The sequence below is a fragment of the Streptomyces sp. HUAS 15-9 genome (genome assembly GCF_025642155.1).
GTDB lineage: Bacteria > Actinomycetota > Actinomycetes > Streptomycetales > Streptomycetaceae > Streptomyces.
Genome location: NZ_CP106798.1, coordinates 1629547 through 1647516, shown reverse-complemented (window position 1 = coordinate 1647516; position 17970 = coordinate 1629547). Strand labels below are relative to the sequence as shown.

Annotated in this window: 15 protein-coding genes and 1 pseudogene; 10 read left to right on the top strand and 6 right to left on the bottom strand. The window is 69.5% G+C overall.

Features of this window, described 5'->3' with window-relative positions; genetic code table 11:
• Positions 1-56 precede the first annotated feature (56 nt).
• Complete coding sequence (locus N8I87_RS07435; protein WP_263206641.1) at positions 57-2585, top strand: RelA/SpoT family protein; 2529 nt, start codon at positions 57-59, stop codon at positions 2583-2585.
• 1 nt (position 2586) lies between these two features.
• Positions 2587-3135: pseudogene (locus N8I87_RS07430) on the top strand (IS30 family transposase); the annotation flags it as partial.
• 87 nt (positions 3136-3222) lie between these two features.
• Here the strand turns inward: N8I87_RS07430 and N8I87_RS07425 are convergent.
• Positions 3223-4452 carry a DUF349 domain-containing protein gene (locus N8I87_RS07425; protein ID WP_263206639.1) on the bottom strand — a complete coding sequence of 410 codons (1230 nt, stop codon included), beginning with the start codon at positions 4450-4452 and terminating at the stop codon, positions 3223-3225.
• A 144-nt stretch (positions 4453-4596) separates the two neighbouring features.
• Complete coding sequence (locus N8I87_RS07420) at positions 4597-5418, bottom strand: peptidylprolyl isomerase (RefSeq protein ID WP_263206637.1); 822 nt, start codon at positions 5416-5418, stop codon at positions 4597-4599.
• Between the two features lie 167 nt (positions 5419-5585).
• On the opposite strand from N8I87_RS07420, the gene N8I87_RS07415 reads away from it, so the two are divergent.
• Positions 5586-6296, top strand: coding sequence for an MBL fold metallo-hydrolase (locus N8I87_RS07415; RefSeq protein ID WP_263206635.1), 711 nt, complete (start codon positions 5586-5588; stop codon positions 6294-6296).
• An 11-nt stretch (positions 6297-6307) separates the two neighbouring features.
• Positions 6308-7570 carry a histidine--tRNA ligase gene (gene hisS / locus N8I87_RS07410; protein WP_263206634.1) on the top strand — a complete coding sequence of 421 codons (1263 nt, stop codon included), beginning with the start codon at positions 6308-6310 and terminating at the stop codon, positions 7568-7570.
• A 36-nt stretch (positions 7571-7606) separates the two neighbouring features.
• Here the strand turns inward: hisS and N8I87_RS07405 are convergent, their stop codons facing one another.
• Genes N8I87_RS07405 through N8I87_RS07390 form a run of 4 tightly spaced genes read right to left on the bottom strand, consistent with a single transcriptional unit; the run spans position 7607 to position 11140 of the window.
• Positions 7607-8233, bottom strand: coding sequence for a response regulator (locus N8I87_RS07405; protein WP_263206632.1), 627 nt, complete (start codon positions 8231-8233; stop codon positions 7607-7609).
• Positions 8230-9435 (bottom strand): sensor histidine kinase, encoded by a 1206-nt coding sequence (locus N8I87_RS07400; protein WP_263206630.1) that lies wholly within the window; start codon positions 9433-9435, stop codon positions 8230-8232. Before N8I87_RS07400 ends, N8I87_RS07405 begins: the two co-directional genes overlap by 4 nt.
• Positions 9432-10277, bottom strand: a complete 846-nt coding sequence (locus tag N8I87_RS07395; protein ID WP_263206628.1) for an ABC transporter permease — start codon at positions 10275-10277, stop codon at positions 9432-9434. Before N8I87_RS07395 ends, N8I87_RS07400 begins: the two co-directional genes overlap by 4 nt.
• Positions 10274-11140, bottom strand: a complete 867-nt coding sequence (locus tag N8I87_RS07390; RefSeq protein WP_263206626.1) for an ABC transporter ATP-binding protein — start codon at positions 11138-11140, stop codon at positions 10274-10276. The genes N8I87_RS07395 and N8I87_RS07390 overlap by 4 nt, the downstream gene beginning before the upstream one ends.
• A 145-nt stretch (positions 11141-11285) precedes the next feature.
• Between N8I87_RS07390 and N8I87_RS07385 the strand changes: the two genes are divergently transcribed.
• The 6 genes from N8I87_RS07385 to alaS all read left to right on the top strand — a co-directional run bounded on the left by N8I87_RS07385 (position 11286) and on the right by alaS (position 17940).
• The gene (locus N8I87_RS07385) at positions 11286-11942 is read left to right on the top strand and encodes a vitamin K epoxide reductase family protein (protein ID WP_263206624.1); all 657 of its coding nucleotides are present in this window, start codon (positions 11286-11288) and stop codon (positions 11940-11942) included.
• 65 nt (positions 11943-12007) lie between these two features.
• Positions 12008-13363: a replication-associated recombination protein A gene (locus N8I87_RS07380; RefSeq protein ID WP_263206623.1), complete on the top strand. Its 1356-nt coding sequence runs from the start codon at positions 12008-12010 to the stop codon at positions 13361-13363.
• A 303-nt stretch (positions 13364-13666) separates the two neighbouring features.
• A complete protein-coding gene (gene rpsD, locus N8I87_RS07375) occupies positions 13667-14281 on the top strand; it encodes a 30S ribosomal protein S4 (protein ID WP_014671539.1) in 615 nt (204 codons plus the stop codon).
• 187 nt (positions 14282-14468) lie between these two features.
• Positions 14469-14912: a DUF948 domain-containing protein gene (locus tag N8I87_RS07370; RefSeq protein WP_263216346.1), complete on the top strand. Its 444-nt coding sequence runs from the start codon at positions 14469-14471 to the stop codon at positions 14910-14912.
• A gap of 8 nt (positions 14913-14920) precedes the next feature.
• On the top strand, positions 14921-15268 hold the full coding sequence (locus tag N8I87_RS07365; protein WP_263206619.1) for a hypothetical protein: 348 nt from the start codon (positions 14921-14923) through the stop codon (positions 15266-15268).
• Positions 15268-17940 (top strand): alanine--tRNA ligase, encoded by a 2673-nt coding sequence (gene alaS / locus N8I87_RS07360; protein ID WP_263206618.1) that lies wholly within the window; start codon positions 15268-15270, stop codon positions 17938-17940. The genes N8I87_RS07365 and alaS overlap by 1 nt, the downstream gene beginning before the upstream one ends.
• The last annotated feature ends 30 nt before the right edge of the window (positions 17941-17970 follow it).

Sequence of the window (17970 nt, the reverse complement as noted above, 5' to 3'; positions counted from 1 at the left end):
ACCATGGGTTCTCCGGAGCCTGACCGGGGGACCCGGATCGCGCACGAGGAGTCCTCTTGCCAGACGAGGCCCAGCACCTGACCGCCGCCAAGCCCGAGTCCGCCTCGGCACCGGTGGCCAAGCCCGCGACGCACGCGAAGAACGACACCCGCGGGGCGGTCGAGCACGCCCAGTCCGCGCCCGTCGAGAAGCCTGCCGCGACCTCGCGACCCAAGCCGACCCCGCCCGAGCGCTCCGCACAGCCGCCCGTGGTCCGTCCTTCCGCAGGCCAGCCGGCCCGTTCCGGCTCCTCCAACCGCGTCCGCGCCCGCCTCGCCCGCCTCGGCGTCCAGCGCGCGAACCCGTACAACCCGGTCCTGGAGCCGCTGCTGCGGATAGTGCGCAGCAACGACCCCAAGATCGAGAACGCCACGCTCCGCCAGATCGAAAGCGCCTACCAGGTCGCCGAACGCTGGCACCGCGGCCAGAAGCGCAAGAGCGGCGACCCGTACATCACCCACCCGCTCGCGGTGACCACGATCCTCGCCGAGCTGGGCATGGACCCGGCCACCCTCATGGCGGGCCTGCTGCACGACACCGTCGAGGACACCGAGTACGGCCTCGACCAGCTCCGCCGCGACTTCGGCGACACCGTCGCCCTCCTCGTCGACGGCGTCACCAAGCTGGACAAGGTCAAGTTCGGCGAGGCCGCGCAGGCCGAGACCGTACGCAAGATGGTCGTCGCCATGGCCAAGGACCCGCGCGTCCTGGTCATCAAGCTCGCCGACCGCCTGCACAACATGCGCACCATGCGTTACCTCAAGCGCGAGAAGCAGGAGAAGAAGGCGCGCGAGACCCTGGAGATCTACGCGCCGCTCGCCCATCGCCTCGGCATGAACACCATCAAGTGGGAACTGGAGGACCTCGCTTTCGCGATCCTCTACCCCAAGATGTACGACGAGATCGTACGGCTGGTGGCCGAGAGGGCACCGAAGCGTGACGAATACCTGGCCATAGTGACCGACGAGGTCCAGGCCGACCTGCGCGCCGCCCGCATCAAGGCGACCGTCACCGGCCGCCCCAAGCACTACTACAGCGTCTACCAGAAGATGATCGTCCGCGGCCGTGACTTCGCGGAGATCTACGACCTGGTGGGCATTCGTGTACTTGTCGACACCGTCCGCGACTGCTACGCGGCCCTCGGCACCGTTCACGCGCGATGGAACCCGGTCCCGGGGCGGTTCAAGGACTACATCGCGATGCCCAAGTTCAACATGTACCAGTCGCTGCACACGACGGTGATCGGCCCCAACGGCAAGCCGGTCGAGCTCCAGATCCGTACGTTCGACATGCACCGCCGCGCCGAGTACGGCATCGCCGCGCACTGGAAGTACAAGCAGGAGGCCGTCGCCGGCGCCTCCAAGGTCCGTACGGACGCGCCCAGGACGTCCGGCAAGGACAAGGATGCCATCAACGACATGGCGTGGCTGCGGCAGTTGCTGGACTGGCAGAAGGAGACGGAGGACCCCAGCGAGTTCCTGGAGTCGCTGCGCTTCGACCTGTCCCGCAACGAGGTCTTCGTCTTCACCCCCAAGGGCGACGTCATAGCGTTGCCGGCCGGGGCCACCCCGGTCGACTTCGCCTACGCGGTCCATACCGAGGTCGGCCACCGCACCATAGGAGCACGGGTCAACGGCCGGCTCGTACCGCTCGAATCCACCCTGGACAACGGCGACTTGGTGGAGGTCTTCACCTCCAAGGCACCCGGTGCGGGCCCGTCCCGCGACTGGCTCGGCTTCGTCAAGTCCCCGCGCGCCCGCAACAAGATCCGGGCCTGGTTCTCCAAGGAACGCCGCGACGAGGCGATCGAGCAGGGCAAGGACGCCATCGTCCGCGCGATGCGCAAGCAGAACCTGCCGATCCAGCGCATCCTCACCGGCGACTCCCTCGTGACGCTCGCCCACGAGATGCGGTACTCGGACATCTCCGCGCTGTACGCGGCGATCGGCGAGGGCCATGTCTCCGCGCAGAACATCGTGCAGAAGCTCGTCCAGGCCCTCGGCGGCGAGGAGGCCGCCACCGAGGAGATCGACGAGGCCGTACCGCCCACGCGCACCCGTGGCCGCAAGCGCCGCTCCAGCGCCGACCCGGGCGTCGTGGTCAAGGGCGTCGACGACGTGTGGGTCAAGCTGGCCCGCTGCTGTACACCCGTACCCGGCGACCCGATCATCGGCTTCGTCACCCGCGGTAGCGGCGTATCGGTTCACCGCAGCGACTGCGTCAACGTGGAGTCACTGTCCCGCGAGCCGGAGCGCATCCTCGACGTCGAGTGGGCGCCCACCCAGTCCTCGGTCTTCCTGGTCGCCATCCAGGTCGAGGCGCTGGACCGCTCCCGGCTCCTGTCGGACGTCACCCGCGTTCTGTCGGACCAGCACGTCAACATCCTGTCCGCGGCCGTCCAGACCTCCCGCGACCGCGTTGCCACCTCCCGCTTCACCTTCGAGATGGGCGACCCGAAGCACCTCGGACACGTCCTGAAGGCCGTGCGGGGCGTGGAGGGCGTGTACGACGTGTACCGCGTGACCTCGGCGCGCAGCCGCTCATGACCGCCGCACCGCCAAGCGTCAGCCGCGCTACTCCCACCCCATGGTCATGATCAGTGAACGGCCCGCCGAAGCAGCCGACCGCGCCGTCCCCGGCCACGGGGAAGGCGACCTGATCGTCGGCAAGAACAACGGCTCCGCCATCGCCACCCTGGTCGAACGCAGCACCCGCTACCTGCTGCTCGTCCACCTGCCCACCGACCACACCGCCGCGGCCGTGCGCCAGGCACTCGCCAACGCGGTCCAGACCCTCCCGCCCCACCTGAAACGGTCCCTGACCTGGGACCAGGGCGCCGAGATGGCCGGCCACCACGCCTTCAGCATCGCCACCGACATCCCGGTCTACTTCTGCGACCCCGGCAGTCCCTGGCAGCGCGGCTCGAACGAGAACACCAACGGCCTGCTGCGGCAGTACTTCCCCAAGGGCACCGACCTCGCCGTCCACACCCGCCGGCATCTGGACGCCGTGGCCGCCGAACTCAACAGCCGCCCACGCAAAACGCTCGGCTGGGAAACCCCAGCCGAGCGCCTGGCTAAACTGCTCGCGGCTTGATCAACTCACCGCGGTGTTGCGACGACCCCTTGAATCCGCCTCGCGTACGGGGCCCTCTCGCGTGCGTAAGGCGTTGTCAGCGGCCCATCAGCCGCCGAACTCCTGCAGACCCTTCAGAGCCTGGTCCAGGAGCGCCTGGCGGCCCTCCAGCTCCTTCTCGAGCTTGTCGGCCTTGGACGTGTTGCCCTGGGCGCGCGCCTGCTCGATCTGGCCCCTCAGCTTGTCCACGGCGGCCTGCAGCTGACCGGTCAGACCCTCGGCACGCGCGCGTGCCTCCGGGTTGGTCCGGCGCCACTCGGCCTCCTCGGCCTCCTGGATGGCCCGGTCGACCGTGTGCATCCGGCCCTCGATCTTCGGGCGCGCGTCCCGCGGCACATGACCGATGGCCTCCCACCGCTCGTTGATCGAGCGGAAGGCGGCCCGCGCGGCCTTCAGGTCCGTGATCGGAAGGAGCTTCTCGGCCTCCTCGGCCAGCTCCTCCTTCAGCTTCAGGTTCTCCGACTGCTCCGCGTCCCGCTCGGCGAAGACCGAGCTGCGGGCGGCGAAGAAGACGTCCTGGGCGCCGCGGAAGCGGTTCCACAGATCGTCCTCGTGCTCGCGCTGGGCGCGGCCCGCGGCCTTCCATTCCGACATCAGCTCGCGGTAGCGGGCGGCCGTCGGACCCCAGTCCGTGGAGTCGGACAGCGCCTCGGCCTCGGCGACCAGCCTCTCCTTGGCCTTGCGGGCGTCCTCGCGCTGCGCGTCGAGCTGCGCGAAGTGGGCCTTGCGGCGCTTGGAGAACGCCGAGCGGGCGTGCGAGAAGCGGTGCCACAGCTCGTCGTCGGACTTGCGGTCCAGCCGCGGCAGCCCCTTCCAGGTGTCCACCAGCGCGCGCAGCCGTTCGCCGGCCGCCCGCCACTGGTCGGACTGCGCCAGCTGCTCGGCCTCGGTGACCAGGTCCTCCTTGGCGTGCCGCGCCTCGTCGGACTGCTTGGCCCGCTGCTGCTTGCGCTCCTCGCGGCGCGCCTCGACGGTCGCCACCAGCTTGTCCAGCCGGGCCCGCAGCGCGTCCAGGTCGCCCACCGCGTGGTGCGCCTCGACCTGCTCCCGCAGATGGTCGACGGCGGTCTGGGCGTCCTTCGCCGACAGGTCGGTGGTCTGCACTCGCTTTTCGAGGAGGCCGATCTCGACAACCAGGCCCTCGTACTTGCGCTCGAAGTAGGCCAGCGCCTCCTCGGGGGAGCCGGCCTGCCAGGAGCCGACGACCTGCTCGCCGTCGGCCGTACGCACGTACACGGTCCCCGTCTCGTCGACGCGGCCCCACGGGTCGCTGCTCACAGCGCCTCCTCCACATGATGCCTGCGAGGGGCCTTCGCGCCCCCGGGCATCGTCCACAGTTTCGTCACGGCCAACATAGGCGACCGGCGGGTGGCCTGTCCGCATCCCGCGCGACCGAAATTCCGCAGCTGGCCGTCGTGCTCGTCAGGATTTTGTGACCGTCGCCTTGTTGATGACGACCGTCGCGTTCGGAGCCCCGTCACCGGCGCCCGTGTTCTCGCCCGCGGTGGCGATCTTCTTCAGCACCTTCAGGCCCGCCGCGTCGACAGTACCGAACGGTGCGTAGTTGGGCGGCAACTGGGAGTCCGCGTACACCAGGAAGAACTGGCTGCCGCCGGTGTGCTTCTGGCCGGTGTTCGCCATCGCGACCGTGCCCGCCGGGTAGACGTTGGCCTTCAGGCTGCTGTCCTTGAGGTTCTCGTCCGGGATCGTGTAGCCGGGACCGCCGCTGCCGGTGCCCGTCGGGTCGCCGCACTGGAGCACGTAGATGCCGTTGGTGGTGAGCCGGTGGCACTTGGTGTGGTCGAAGTAGCCCTGGCCGGCGAGGAAGTTGAACGAGTTCACGGTGTGCGGCGCCGCGGACGTCTTCAGCGCGACGTCGATGTCACCGCACGTCGTCGCCAGCTTCATCGTGTACTTGGCCGACTTGTCGATCGTGACCGCCGGCTCCTTCTTCCAGCTGAGCTTCTTCACGGAGCCCGCGGCGGCCTTCTCGCACGGGTCCGGCGCCTTGCTGGGGGCCGAGGCGCTGGGCGTGACGTCCGCGCTCGCGTTGGTCTTGTCGTCGTCCTTCTTGAGTACCCCGGTCGTGTACAGGGCGACACTGCCGATGACGATCACGCCGAGCACCGACGCGATCACGGAGTTGCGCATGCGTGCCTTGCGCCGCGCGCTCGTGCGCCGCTGCTGCTGCCGCAAGAACTTCTCCCGGGCGAGCTGACGCTTCCGCTGTTCCTGGCTGACCACCGGGTTCTCTCCTCATGAGTGTCGTGTGCCGACCGGTACGCGTGCGCCCTGTGAGCCGACCGCAGCGTGTAGCCCCGTACCGTATATGGGTTCGCTGAGGAATCGGCAGCGCCGGTAGGCTCTGCAGCAGCATCAGCCCGCCCGTATCGACACAACGAAGGACGATCGTGCTCATTGCCGGGTTCCCCGCCGGGGCCTGGGGGACGAACTGTTATCTCGTCGCCCCCGCCGCCGGTGAGGAGTGCGTGATCATCGACCCGGGCCACCAGGCCGCCCAAGGAGTCGAGGAAGCGCTCAAGAAGCATCGGCTCAAGCCCGTCGCCGTCGTCCTCACCCATGGCCACATCGACCACGTGGCCTCGGTCGTCCCGGTGTGCGGCGCGCACGACGTACCCGCGTGGATCCACCCCGAGGACCGGTACATGATGAGCGACCCCGGAAAGGCGCTCGGCCGTTCCATCGGCATGCCGCTCATCGGCGAGCTGACCGTGGGGGAGCCCGACGACGTCAAGGAGCTGACCGACGGCGCCCGGCTGGAGCTGGCGGGTCTGGAACTCTCCGTCGCGCACGCGCCCGGCCATACCAAGGGGTCGGTGACCTTCCAGATGCCCGAGACCGCGGACATCCCGTCGGTCTTCTTCTCGGGTGATCTGCTCTTCGCCGGCTCCATCGGACGCACCGACCTGCCCGGCGGTGACATGGCCGAGATGCTCGACTCGCTGGCCCGCGTGTGCCTGCCGCTCGACGACTCGACCGTGGTGCTGTCCGGCCACGGCCCCCAGACGACCATCGGCCAGGAGCGCGCCACCAACCCGTATCTGCGGCAGGTGGCCGCCGGCCTGGGAGCGAATGTCGACGCTCCCCGACGAGGAATGTGACGAGACTTTCCGTGAGCACCTTCAAGGCCCCCAAGGGCACGTACGACCTGATCCCGCCGGATTCCGCCAAGTATCTCGCCGTCCGCGAGGCGATCGCCGCGCCCCTGCGCAACTCCGGCTACGGCTACATCGAGACGCCCGGCTTCGAGAGCGTGGAGCTGTTCGCGCGCGGTGTCGGCGAGTCGACCGACATCGTGACGAAGGAGATGTACGCCTTCGAGACCAAGGGCGGCGACCGGCTCGCCCTGCGCCCCGAGGGCACGGCCTCCGTGCTGCGCGCGGCGCTGGAGGCCAACCTGCACAAGGCGGGCAACCTCCCGGTCAAGCTCTGGTACTCGGGCTCGTACTACCGCTACGAGCGCCCCCAGAAGGGCCGCTACAGGCACTTCTCCCAGGTCGGCGCCGAGGCGATCGGCGCGGAGGACCCGGCGCTGGACGCCGAGCTGATCATCCTGGCCGACCAGGCGTACCGCTCGCTGGGCCTGCGGAACTTCCGCATCCTGCTGAACAGCCTGGGCGACAAGGAGTGCCGGCCGGTGTACCGGGCCGCGCTGGTGGACTTCCTGCGGGGCCTGGACCTGGACGAGGACACGCGCCGCCGTGTCGACATCAACCCGCTGCGGGTGCTCGACGACAAGCGTGAGTCGGTCCAGAAGCAGCTGGGTGACGCGCCGCTGCTGCGGGACTACCTCTGTGACGGCTGCAAGGCCTACCACGAGGAGGTCCGTGAGCTGATCACGGCGGCGGGCGTGTCCTTCGAGGACGACCCGAAGCTGGTGCGCGGCCTGGACTACTACACCCGTACGACCTTCGAGTTCGTCCACGACGGTCTGGGCTCCCAGTCCGCGGTGGGCGGCGGCGGCCGTTACGACGGCCTGTCGGAGATGATCGGCGGCCCGGCGCTTCCCTCCGTGGGCTGGGCGCTGGGCGTCGACCGCACGGTCCTGGCCCTGGAGGCGGAGGGCATCGAGCTCGACCTCCCGTCCTCGACCTCGGTCTTCGCGGTCCCGCTGAGCGAGGACGCCCGCCGGCTGCTGTTCGCGAAGGTCACGGAGCTGCGCAGGCTCGGTGTCGCGGCCGACTTCTCCTACGGCGTGAAGGGGCTCAAGAGCGCGATGAAGAGCGCCAACCGCAGTGGGGCCCGCTACGCGCTCATCGCCGGCGAACGCGACCTCACCGAGGGCGTCGTCCAGCTCAAGGACATGGAGTCCGGCGAGCAGACGGCGGTCGGCGTGAACGAGATCGTGGCGGAGCTGGAGTCGAGACTGGGCTAGTACGGGGAGGGCGCCGGGAATCCGGCGCCCCTTCGCTCACTGGTCGAGCAACCCGTACCGCATCGCGCAGGTGACCGCCGCCGTCCGGTCGTCCACACCCAACTTGCCGAAGATGCGCAGCAGATGCGTCTTCACCGTCGACTCCCCGATGAACAGACGTCTCCCGATCTCCGCGTTCGTGCAGCCTTCCGCGACCAGCCGCAGCACCGCCCTCTCCCGTTCCGACAGCCGCGGTCGTTCCGGCCTGGCGCGGAGCTGGTCCATCAGACGGGCCGCCACCGACGGTGCCAGGACGGTCTCGCCGCGGGCCGCGGCTCGTACCGAGTCGGCGAGTTGGCCGCGGGGCAGGTCCTTCAGCAGATAGCCCGCCGCCCCCGCCTCCACGGCCCGCAGGATGTCGCGGTCGGTCTCGTACGTGGTGAGCACGATCACCCGGCACGGCAGCCCGGCCTCGCTCATCCGCACGATGGAGTCGACGCCGTCACCGCCCGGCATCCGCAGGTCCATCAGCACGATGTCGGGCCGGAGTTCGACCGCCAGCGCCTCGGCCTGCGGGCCGCTGGCCGCGTCGGCCACCACCTCCAGGTCCGGCTCGGCGCTCAGCATGGCGCGCAGTCCTTCCCGGACGACGGGATGGTCGTCGGCCAGGACGATGCGGATCACGGGGTCTCACTCCTCACGGTGGCGGGGACGGGCAGTCGTACGGTCACGGTCGTACCGTCGCCGGGTGTGCTGCACACCGAGGCCGTCCCGCCCACCTCGGCGACCCGGGCGCGCAGCCCCGCCAGACCGTAGCCGCCGGACACCGTGCCCGGGTCGAAGCCGCAGCCGCCGTCGCGCACGGAGACGGTCACCGTGTCGTCGGCGTACGACAGCCGGATGCCGACCATCGCCGAACTCCCCGCGTGCTTGCGGGCGTTCGCCAGCGCCTCCTGGCAGGAGCGCAGGGTCACCACCTCCGGGGCGGCCGGCAGCGCCCGCACCGGGCCGGTCACCTCCAGCGTCGCCCCGTGCCGTGCGGCCAGTCTGCCCAGCGCGTCGGGGAGGGAGGCGCCGTCGAGGTCGGCGGGTGTGCCGCCGGCCACCAGGGCGCGGGCCTCGGCGAGGTTCTGGCGGGCCGTCTCGTCCATCAGCGCCAGATGGCGGCGGGCCTGCGGGAGATCGTCCTCCAACTCGGCCTCGACCGCCTGGACCAGCATCAGCAGACTGGTGAAGCCCTGAGCGAGGGTGTCGTGTATCTCACGGGCCATGCGCTCGCGTTCTGCGAGTGCGCCGTGCGCGGCCGACAGCCGGGAGATCTCGTGCCGGCTCGTGTCCAGTTCCGCGATCAGCTCGGCCCGTTCCCCGCTCTGCTCGATGATCCGGATGATCCAGCTGCCGACGGCCACCGAGAACACGAGCGTGACCACGGCGAACAGCGCGTTGGCGAACAGATCCGTGGCCTCGGGCCGCCACACCAGCGCCCAACCCGCCACCGGCACCAGGTTGATCACGGTCACCGCGGCCAGGGCCGCGCGCATGCGCAGCGCCATGAAGCACTGGGGGACGAGGGCGAACGCCATCAGCCGCGTCTCGCCGACCAGGACCGCCGACGGCAGGAACAGGGCGATCGCCCCCGAGAGATAGCGCAGCATCCGCCGCTCGACCATCTCCTCCGCCAGGAGCAGGGGACGGCCCACCGCGGCGTACCAGGGCACCAGCGGTACGAGCAGCGCGGCGGCGACGGCCCGGACGGTCCACCCCGGATGCGCCGCCGCGAGGACGAAGGCCAGAGTGGCCGCCCAGGCGACCGCGAAGTACGCGTCCCAGAGCCCGATCGCGCGGTCCCAGACGTCCACGCCGCGCGCCGCGCTCCAGCGGGTCATCCCTCGCGCCGGTTCTTCCACCGGAAAGTGAGCAGACACAGCGCCAATCCTCCGACGCACCAGGCGGCCAGCACCAGGGCGATGCGCCCGAACTCCCAGCTCCCCGCCTGTTCGAGGACGCGCGCCGAGTCCGGCAGGAACACCCCGCGCAGCCCCTGGCACAGCCACTTCAGTGGGAACAGGGCGCCGATGTCCAGCATCCAGTCGGGGATGGTGCCGATCGAGATGTAGACGCCGGAGATGAACTGGAGGACGAGGAAGGGCAGTACGACGACGGAGCTCGCGCTCTTGCCCGACTTGGGCACCGAACTGATGGCGATCCCGAGCAGTGCGCAGCCGGTCATACCGAGCACGAAGATCCATGCGAAGTCGAACCAGCGGTCCGCGTCCGACGGCAGGTCGACGCCGTAGAACGTGGTGCCGACGAGCAGGAGGATCGCGGTCTCCAGCACACCGGTGACCAGAACCAGCCAGATCTTCCCCAGGAAGTACGACGCCGGCGGCATCGGAGTGCCGCGCAGCCGACGCAGCACCTTCTCGTCCCGCTCGATGGCGATCGAGATGCCCAGCGACTGGAAGCTGGTCGACATGATCCCCGAGGCCATCATCGCCGGGACGTACAGCTGGGAGGCGGTGACGCCACTGCCGCGCACGTCGTCGTGGAAGATCGAGGCGAAGAGGAACAGGAAGACGACCGGGAAGGAGAAGGTGAAGACCACCTGCTCGCGCTGCCGGAAGAACTGCTTGATCTCCAGCGCGCCCCGGTGCAGTCCGAGGGCCCAGGCTCCGGGCAGGCGCACGGCGGCCGGTTCCGTCCGGGTGGGCATGGCGGTCGTGGTCATCGCACTGTCTCCTGTCCGGTCAGCCGCAGGTAGATGTCCTCCAGCGTCGGGCGGCTCACCCTGAGGCCCGGTATCTCGCCGTCGAAGCGGTGCATGAGCCCGGCGACGGTCTTCGTGGGGGTGTCCGTGTGCTCCGCGCGCGTGGAGCCGTCGGTGTCCGTCCACTCGACGGTGGCGCCGGTGCCGTACCGCTCGCGGAGCCCGACGGGTTCCCCCTCGGCGACGACCCGGCCCCGGGCGACGATCGCCAGCCGGTCCGCGAGCGCCTCGGCCTCCTCCAGGTAGTGCGTGGTCAGCAGGATCGTGGTGCCCTCGTCGGCCAACTGCCGGATCAGGTCCCAGAACTGCCGTCTGGCCGCCGGGTCGAAGCCGGTCGTCGGCTCGTCCAGGAGCAGCAGCTCGGGGCTGCCGATCACGCCGAGCGCCACGTCCAGTCGGCGCCGCTGCCCGCCGGAGAGCGCCTTGATCCTGCTGTCCGCCTTCGCCTCCAGACCGACCAGTCCGATGACCTCCCGCGGATCGCGCGGCCTCGGGTAGTAGCGGGCGAAATGCCGTACGGTCTCGCGGACCGTCAACTCGGCGGGCGCCGATTCGTCCTGCCAGACGATTCCCACCCGGGATCGCCACGCGCGCGTGCCCGTCGCCGGGTCCGCGCCCAGGACCGAGACCTCTCCCGCGTCCCGCGAGCGGTTGCCCTGGAGGATCTCCACCGTGGTGCTCTTGCCCGCGCCATTGGGTCCCAGCAGGCCGAACACCTCGCCCCGCCGGATGCCGAGATCGATTCCGTCCACCGCGGTCACGTCCCCGTACTGCTTGCGCAGCCCTCGTACGTGCACCGCGAGTTCGTTCGCGTGTGCTGTCATGCCGTCGAGCTTCGGCCGGAACCGAACGTTCGGGGACGACCGTGCGTACCTCCTTATGTCCACCGAACGGTGGACAGACGTGCCCGTGCGGCACAATGGCCCCTGCCCGAAGAATGTCAAACTCTCAAGCAGACGGATCGGCGTGATGAGCAAGACGACAGTCAAAGACGTCTCGACGGACCCCGCGCCCGAGCGCGCCACCGCCGCGCCTCGCACGGAGGGCGGCAGCCCTGCCTTCGCCCTGCTGCTGATCATCACCGGCGCCGCCGGTCTCCTCGCCGCCTGGGTCATCACGATCGACAAGTTCAAGATCCTCGAGGCCAAGGTCGCGGGCAAGACCTTCACCCCCGGGTGCAGCCTCAACCCGGTCGTCTCCTGCGGCAGCGTCATGGAGAGCAAACAGGCCTCCGTCTTCGGCTTCCCCAACCCGATGCTCGGCCTGGTGGCCTACGGCATCGTGATCTGCGTCGGCATGAGCCTGCTGGCCCGCGCCCGCTTCCCGCGCTGGTACTGGCTGACCTTCAACTTCGGCACGCTCTTCGGCGTCGGCTTCGTCACCTGGCTGCAGTTCCAGTCCCTGTACCGGATCAACGCGCTGTGCCTGTGGTGCTCGCTGGCCTGGGTCGCCACGATCTTCATGTTCTGGTACGTGACGTCGTTCAACGTCCGCAACAACTTCCTGTCGGCCCCGCGTTGGCTCAAGGGCTTCTTCGGCGAGTTCACCTGGGTGCTGCCGGTCCTGCACACCGGCATCATCGGCATGCTGATCCTGACCCGCTGGTGGGACTTCTGGACCGGCTGACAGCCCGGACGGTCCGCGCTGACAGCCCTGACGGGATTGTCAGTGCCGTGTCTTAGGGTTTCAGCGTGGAACCCGACCTCTTCACCGCCGCGGCGGAAGAACGCCAGGAGAAGGACCCGGCAGGCAGCCCCCTGGCGGTGCGGATGCGCCCGCGCACCCTTGACGAGGTCGTGGGACAGCAGCACCTGCTGAAGCCCGGTTCACCCCTGCGCAGACTGGTCGGCGAGGGCAACGGCGGCCCGGCCGGACCGTCCTCGGTGATCCTCTGGGGCCCGCCCGGCACCGGCAAGACGACCCTCGCGTACGTCGTGTCCAAGGCCACCGACAAGCGGTTCGTGGAGCTGTCCGCGATCACGGCGGGCGTGAAGGAGGTCCGCGCGGTCATCGACGGCGCCCGCCGCGCCATCGGCGGGTACGGCAAGGAGACCGTGCTCTTCCTCGACGAGATCCACCGCTTCAGCAAGGCCCAGCAGGACTCGCTGCTCCCGGCGGTGGAGAACCGCTGGGTCACTCTGATCGCGGCGACCACCGAGAACCCGTACTTCTCGGTGATCTCCCCGCTGTTGTCCCGCTCCCTGCTGCTGACCCTCGAACCCCTCACGGACGACGACGTACGCGGCCTGCTGCGCCGTGCGCTGAGCGACGAGCGCGGTCTGAAGGACGCCGTCACCCTGCCCGAGGACACCGAGGACCACCTCCTGCGGATCGCCGGCGGCGACGCCCGCCGTGCCCTGACCGCCCTGGAGGCCGCCGCCGGGGCCGCGCTCGACAAGGGCGAGACGGAGATCGCCCTGGCCACGCTGGAGGAGACGGTCGACCGGGCCGCGGTGAAGTACGACCGCGACGGCGACCAGCACTACGACGTCGCGAGTGCCCTCATCAAGTCGATCCGCGGCTCCGACGTCGACGCGGCCCTGCACTACCTGGCCCGCATGATCGAGGCGGGCGAGGACCCCCGCTTCATCGCCCGCCGCCTGATGATCTCCGCCAGCGAGGACATCGGCCTCGCCGACCCGAACGCGCTGCCGACAGCGGTCGCTGCCGCGCAGGCCGTGGCCATGATCGGCTTTCCCGAGGCCGCCCTCATCCTCAGCCACGCCACCATCGCCCTCGCCCTGGCGCCCAAGTCCAACTCCGCGACCACCGCCATAGGCGCCGCCCTGGAGGACGTACGCAAGGGGCTGGCCGGTCAGGTGCCCCCGCATCTGCGCGACGGGCACTACAAGGGCGCGGCCAAGCTCGGCCATGCGCAGGGGTACGTCTATCCGCACGACCTGCCCGAGGGCATCGCCGAGCAGCAGTACGCCCCGGACCCGATCAAGGACCGCGAGTACTACACCCCGACCCGGCACGGCGCCGAGGCGCGCTACGCGGACGCGGTCGAGTGGACCAGGAAGCACCTCGGTCGCAGACGGTCCTGAGCAGCCTGTAGAATCCTTCGAAGCGCTGAGTCCCGCGCTGTCAGAGCGGGACAACCAGCCGGAGCCCGGTTCCTCGAGGACCGGCTCCAGGAGCGTCGCGCACCGTCGAAGGTGTCGCGGGCAGCCCACCACCACCCGGAACTCCGGGAGCGGCCGGTGGGCCACTCGCGTGCTGCACGTATGTGCCCAGACCAGGGGAGCGGCTGCCCGGCAGGTCCCAAGTGGACCCGGCGGGTTTCCCCGGCTGCGGATGCGACCTCCCTCAACCCTGACGAGCCGAATATCAGAAGGAAGAAAGAAAAAGTGGCGAACCAGTCCCGCCCCAAGGTCAAGAAGTCGCGTGCCCTCGGCATCGCGCTGACCCCGAAGGCCGTCAAGTACTTCGAGGCCCGCCCCTACCCGCCGGGTGAGCACGGCCGTGGCCGCAAGCAGAACTCGGACTACAAGGTCCGTCTGCTGGAGAAGCAGCGTCTGCGCGCGCAGTACGACATCTCCGAGCGCCAGCTGGTCCGCGCCTACGAGCGCGCCTCCAAGGTTCAGGGCAAGACCGGTGAGGCCCTGATCGTCGAGCTGGAGCGCCGTCTCGACGCGCTGGTCCTGCGTTCGGGCATCGCCCGCACGATCTACCAGGCCCGCCAGATGGTCGTGCACGGCCACATCCAGGTCAACGGCCAGAAGGTCGACAAGCCGTCCTTCCGTGTCCGTCCGGACGACGTCGTCCAGGTCCGCGACCGCTCCAAGGACAAGACGCTCTTCCAGATCGCCCGTGAGGGTGGCTTCGCCCCCGACGGTGAGACCCCCCGCTACCTGCAGGTGAACCTCAAGGCCCTGGCGTTCCGCCTGGACCGCGAGCCGAACCGCAAGGAAGTTCCGGTCATCTGCGACGAGCAGCTCGTCGTCGAGTACTACGCCCGCTGATCACCAGCCGGTCGTAGTACCTCAGCCCGTCGTCCCCCCGCCTTTCCGGGTGGGGAGGCGGCGGGCTTTCCCATGCCCGCCGCACTCGCGCAAGGTAATCCGGTACGGAGCCCCATGCCCGGCGCGATAGGCTCGGTGCACTGTTTTTTTCATGGTTCCGATCTTCAGAGCACGTTTCAGAGAGCGGGTGCGCACGGTGTCCGGTGGAGAGGTGGCCGGGATCCTGGTGGCCGTCTTCTGGGCGATCCTGGTCTCCTTCCTCGCCGTCGCGCTGGCGAGGCTGGCCCAGACGCTCAAGGCGACCACCAAGCTCGTCGCGGACGTGACCGACCAGGCCGTTCCGCTGCTCGCCGACGCCTCGACGGCCGTGCGCTCCGCGCAGACGCAGATCGACCGGGTCGACGCGATCGCCTCCGACGTCCAGGAGGTCACGTCGAACGCCTCCGCGCTGTCGACCACCGTCGCCTCCACCTTCGGCGGTCCCCTGGTCAAGGTCGCGGCCTTCGGCTACGGCGTGCGCCGGGCGCTGGGCGGCCGCAAGGCGGACGTGCCCGTCAAGGAACCCAGGCGTACCGTGATCGTGGGCCGGACGGTCCCGGCCGCGCGGCGGGCGAAGCGGAAGAAGGACTGAGACCAGCGATGTTCCGCCGTACGTTCTGGTTCACCACGGGTGTCGCCGCCGGTGTCTGGGCCACCACGAAGGTCAACCGCAAGCTCAAGCAGCTGACCCCCGAGAACCTCGCCGCGGCCGCCGCGAACAAGGCGCTCGAGACGGGTCAGCGCCTCAAGGACCGCGCGGTCGGCTTCGCGCTCGACGTCCGCGACAACATGGCGCAGCGGGAGGCCGAGCTCGAGGAGGCCCTGGGCATCGACCAGACCCCCCAACTCCCCGCGCCCCGGCGGTACACCGCCATCGAGAACAACGGCAGCAACCCGAAGTACATCGAGAACACGACGTACTCGTACAACCGGAATGAGGACCACTGATGGAGTCGGCCGAGATTCGCCGCCGCTGGCTGAGCTTCTTCGAGGAGCGCGGGCACACCGTCGTCCCTTCGGCGTCGCTCATCGCGGACGACCCGACTCTGCTCCTCGTTCCCGCCGGCATGGTCCCCTTCAAGCCGTACTTCCTGGGTGAGGTCAAGCCGCCGTACCCGCGCGCCACCAGCGTGCAGAAGTGCGTGCGCACGCCCGACATCGAAGAGGTCGGCAAGACCACCCGCCACGGCACGTTCTTCCAGATGTGCGGCAACTTCTCCTTCGGCGACTACTTCAAGGAAGGCGCCATCAAGCTCGCCTGGGAGCTGCTCACCGACCCCCAGGACAAGGGCGGTTACGGCCTCGACCCCGAGCGCCTGTGGATCACCGTCTACAAGGACGACGACGAGGCCGAGCGCATCTGGCACGACGTCGTCGGCGTGCCCAAGGAGCGCATCCAGCGCCTCGGCATGAAGGACAACTACTGGTCCATGGGTGTCCCCGGACCCTGCGGCCCCTGCTCCGAGATCAACTACGACCGCGGCCCCGAGTTCGGCGTCGAGGGCGGCCCCGCCGTCAACGACGAGCGGTACGTGGAGATCTGGAACCTCGTCTTCATGCAGTACGAGCGCGGCGAGGGCACCGGCAAGGACAACTTCGAGATCCTCGGCGAGCTCCCGAGCAAGAACATCGACACGGGCCTCGGCCTGGAGCGTCTCGCCATGATTCTGCAGGGCGTGCAGAACATGTACGAGATCGACACCTCCATGGCCGTCATCGACAAGGCCACCGAGCTGACCGGTGTCGCCTACGGCGACGCCCGCGACTCGGACGTCTCCCTGCGTGTGGTCACCGACCATATGCGCACCGCCACCATGCTCATCGGCGACGGCGTCACCCCCGGCAACGAGGGCCGCGGCTACGTCCTGCGCCGCATCATGCGCCGCGCCATCCGCAACATGCGGCTGCTGGGCGCCACCGGTCCGGTCGTCAAGGACCTGATCGAGGTCGTGATCGGCATGATGGGGCAGCAGTACCCGGAGCTGGTCACCGACCGCGAGCGCATCGAGAAGGTCGCCCTCGCCGAGGAGAACGCCTTCCTCAAGACGCTGAAGGCCGGCACCAACATCCTCGACACGGCCGTCACCGAGACGAAGCAGTCCGGTGGCACGGTCCTGGCCGGCGACAAGGCCTTCCTGCTCCACGACACCTGGGGCTTCCCGATCGACCTCACCCTCGAGATGGCCGCCGAGCAGGGCCTGTCCGTGGACGAGGAGGGCTTCCGCCGCCTGATGAAGGAGCAGCGGGAGCGCGCCAAGGCCGACGCCCAGGCCAAGAAGACCGGCCACGCCGACCTGGGTGCCTACCGTGAGATCGCCGACAAGGCCGGTGCCACCGACTTCATCGGCTACGCGGACACCGAGGGCGAGACCACCGTCGTCGGCATCCTGGTCGACGGCGTCTCCTCCCCGGCCGCCACCGAGGGCGACGAGGTCGAGATCGTCCTCGACCGCACCCCGTTCTACGCCGAGGGCGGCGGTCAGATCGGTGACACCGGCCGTCTCAAGGTGGACTCCGGTGCCGTCATCGAGATCCGCGACACCCAGAAGCCGGTCCCGGGCGTGTACGTCCACAAGGGCGTCGTCCAGGTCGGCGAGGTGACGGTCGGTGCCAAGGCCCACGCCTCGATCGACTCCCGGCGCCGCAAGGCCATCGCCCGCGCCCACTCGGCCACCCACCTCACCCACCAGGCGCTGCGCGACGCCCTCGGCCCGACGGCCGCCCAGGCCGGTTCCGAGAACCAGCCCGGCCGCTTCCGCTTCGACTTCGGCTCCCCGTCCGCCGTTCCGACGGCCGTGATGACCGACGTCGAGCAGAAGATCAACGAGGTGCTCGCCCGTGACCTCGACGTGCACGCCGAGGTCATGGGCATCGACGAGGCCAAGAAGCAGGGCGCCATCGCCGAGTTCGGCGAGAAGTACGGCGAGCGGGTCCGCGTCGTGACCATCGGCGACTTCTCCAAGGAGCTGTGCGGCGGCACGCATGTGCACAACACCGCCCAGCTGGGTCTGGTGAAGCTGCTCGGCGAGTCGTCCATCGGCTCCGGTGTGCGCCGTATCGAGGCCCTCGTCGGCGTCGACGCCTACAACTTCCTCGCCCGCGAGCACACGGTCGTCGCCCAGCTCCAGGAGCTGATCAAGGGCCGCTCGGAGGAGCTTCCGGAGAAGGTCTCCGCCATGCTCGGCAAGCTGAAGGACGCTGAGAAGGAGATCGAGAAGTTCCGCGCCGAGAAGGTGCTGCAGGCCGCCGCCGGTCTCGTCGAGTCCGCCAGGGACATCAACGGCGTCGCCGTGGTCACGGGCCGGGTCCCGGACGGCACCACGCCGGACGACCTGCGCAGGCTGGTCCTCGATGTGCGCGGCCGCATCCAGGGCGGCCGGGCCGCCGTGGTCGCCCTGTTCACGGTGAACAACGGCAAGCCGCTCACGGTCATCGCCACCAACGAGGCCGCCCGTGAGCGCGGTCTCAAGGCCGGTGACCTGGTCCGTACGGCCGCCAAGACCCTCGGCGGCGGCGGTGGCGGCAAGCCGGACGTCGCCCAGGGCGGCGGCCAGAACCCGGGCGCCGTCGGTGACGCCATGGACGCCGTCGAGCGTCTCGTCGCCGACACCGCCAAGTAATCACCGACACCGATAGGTAAGGAAACGGTC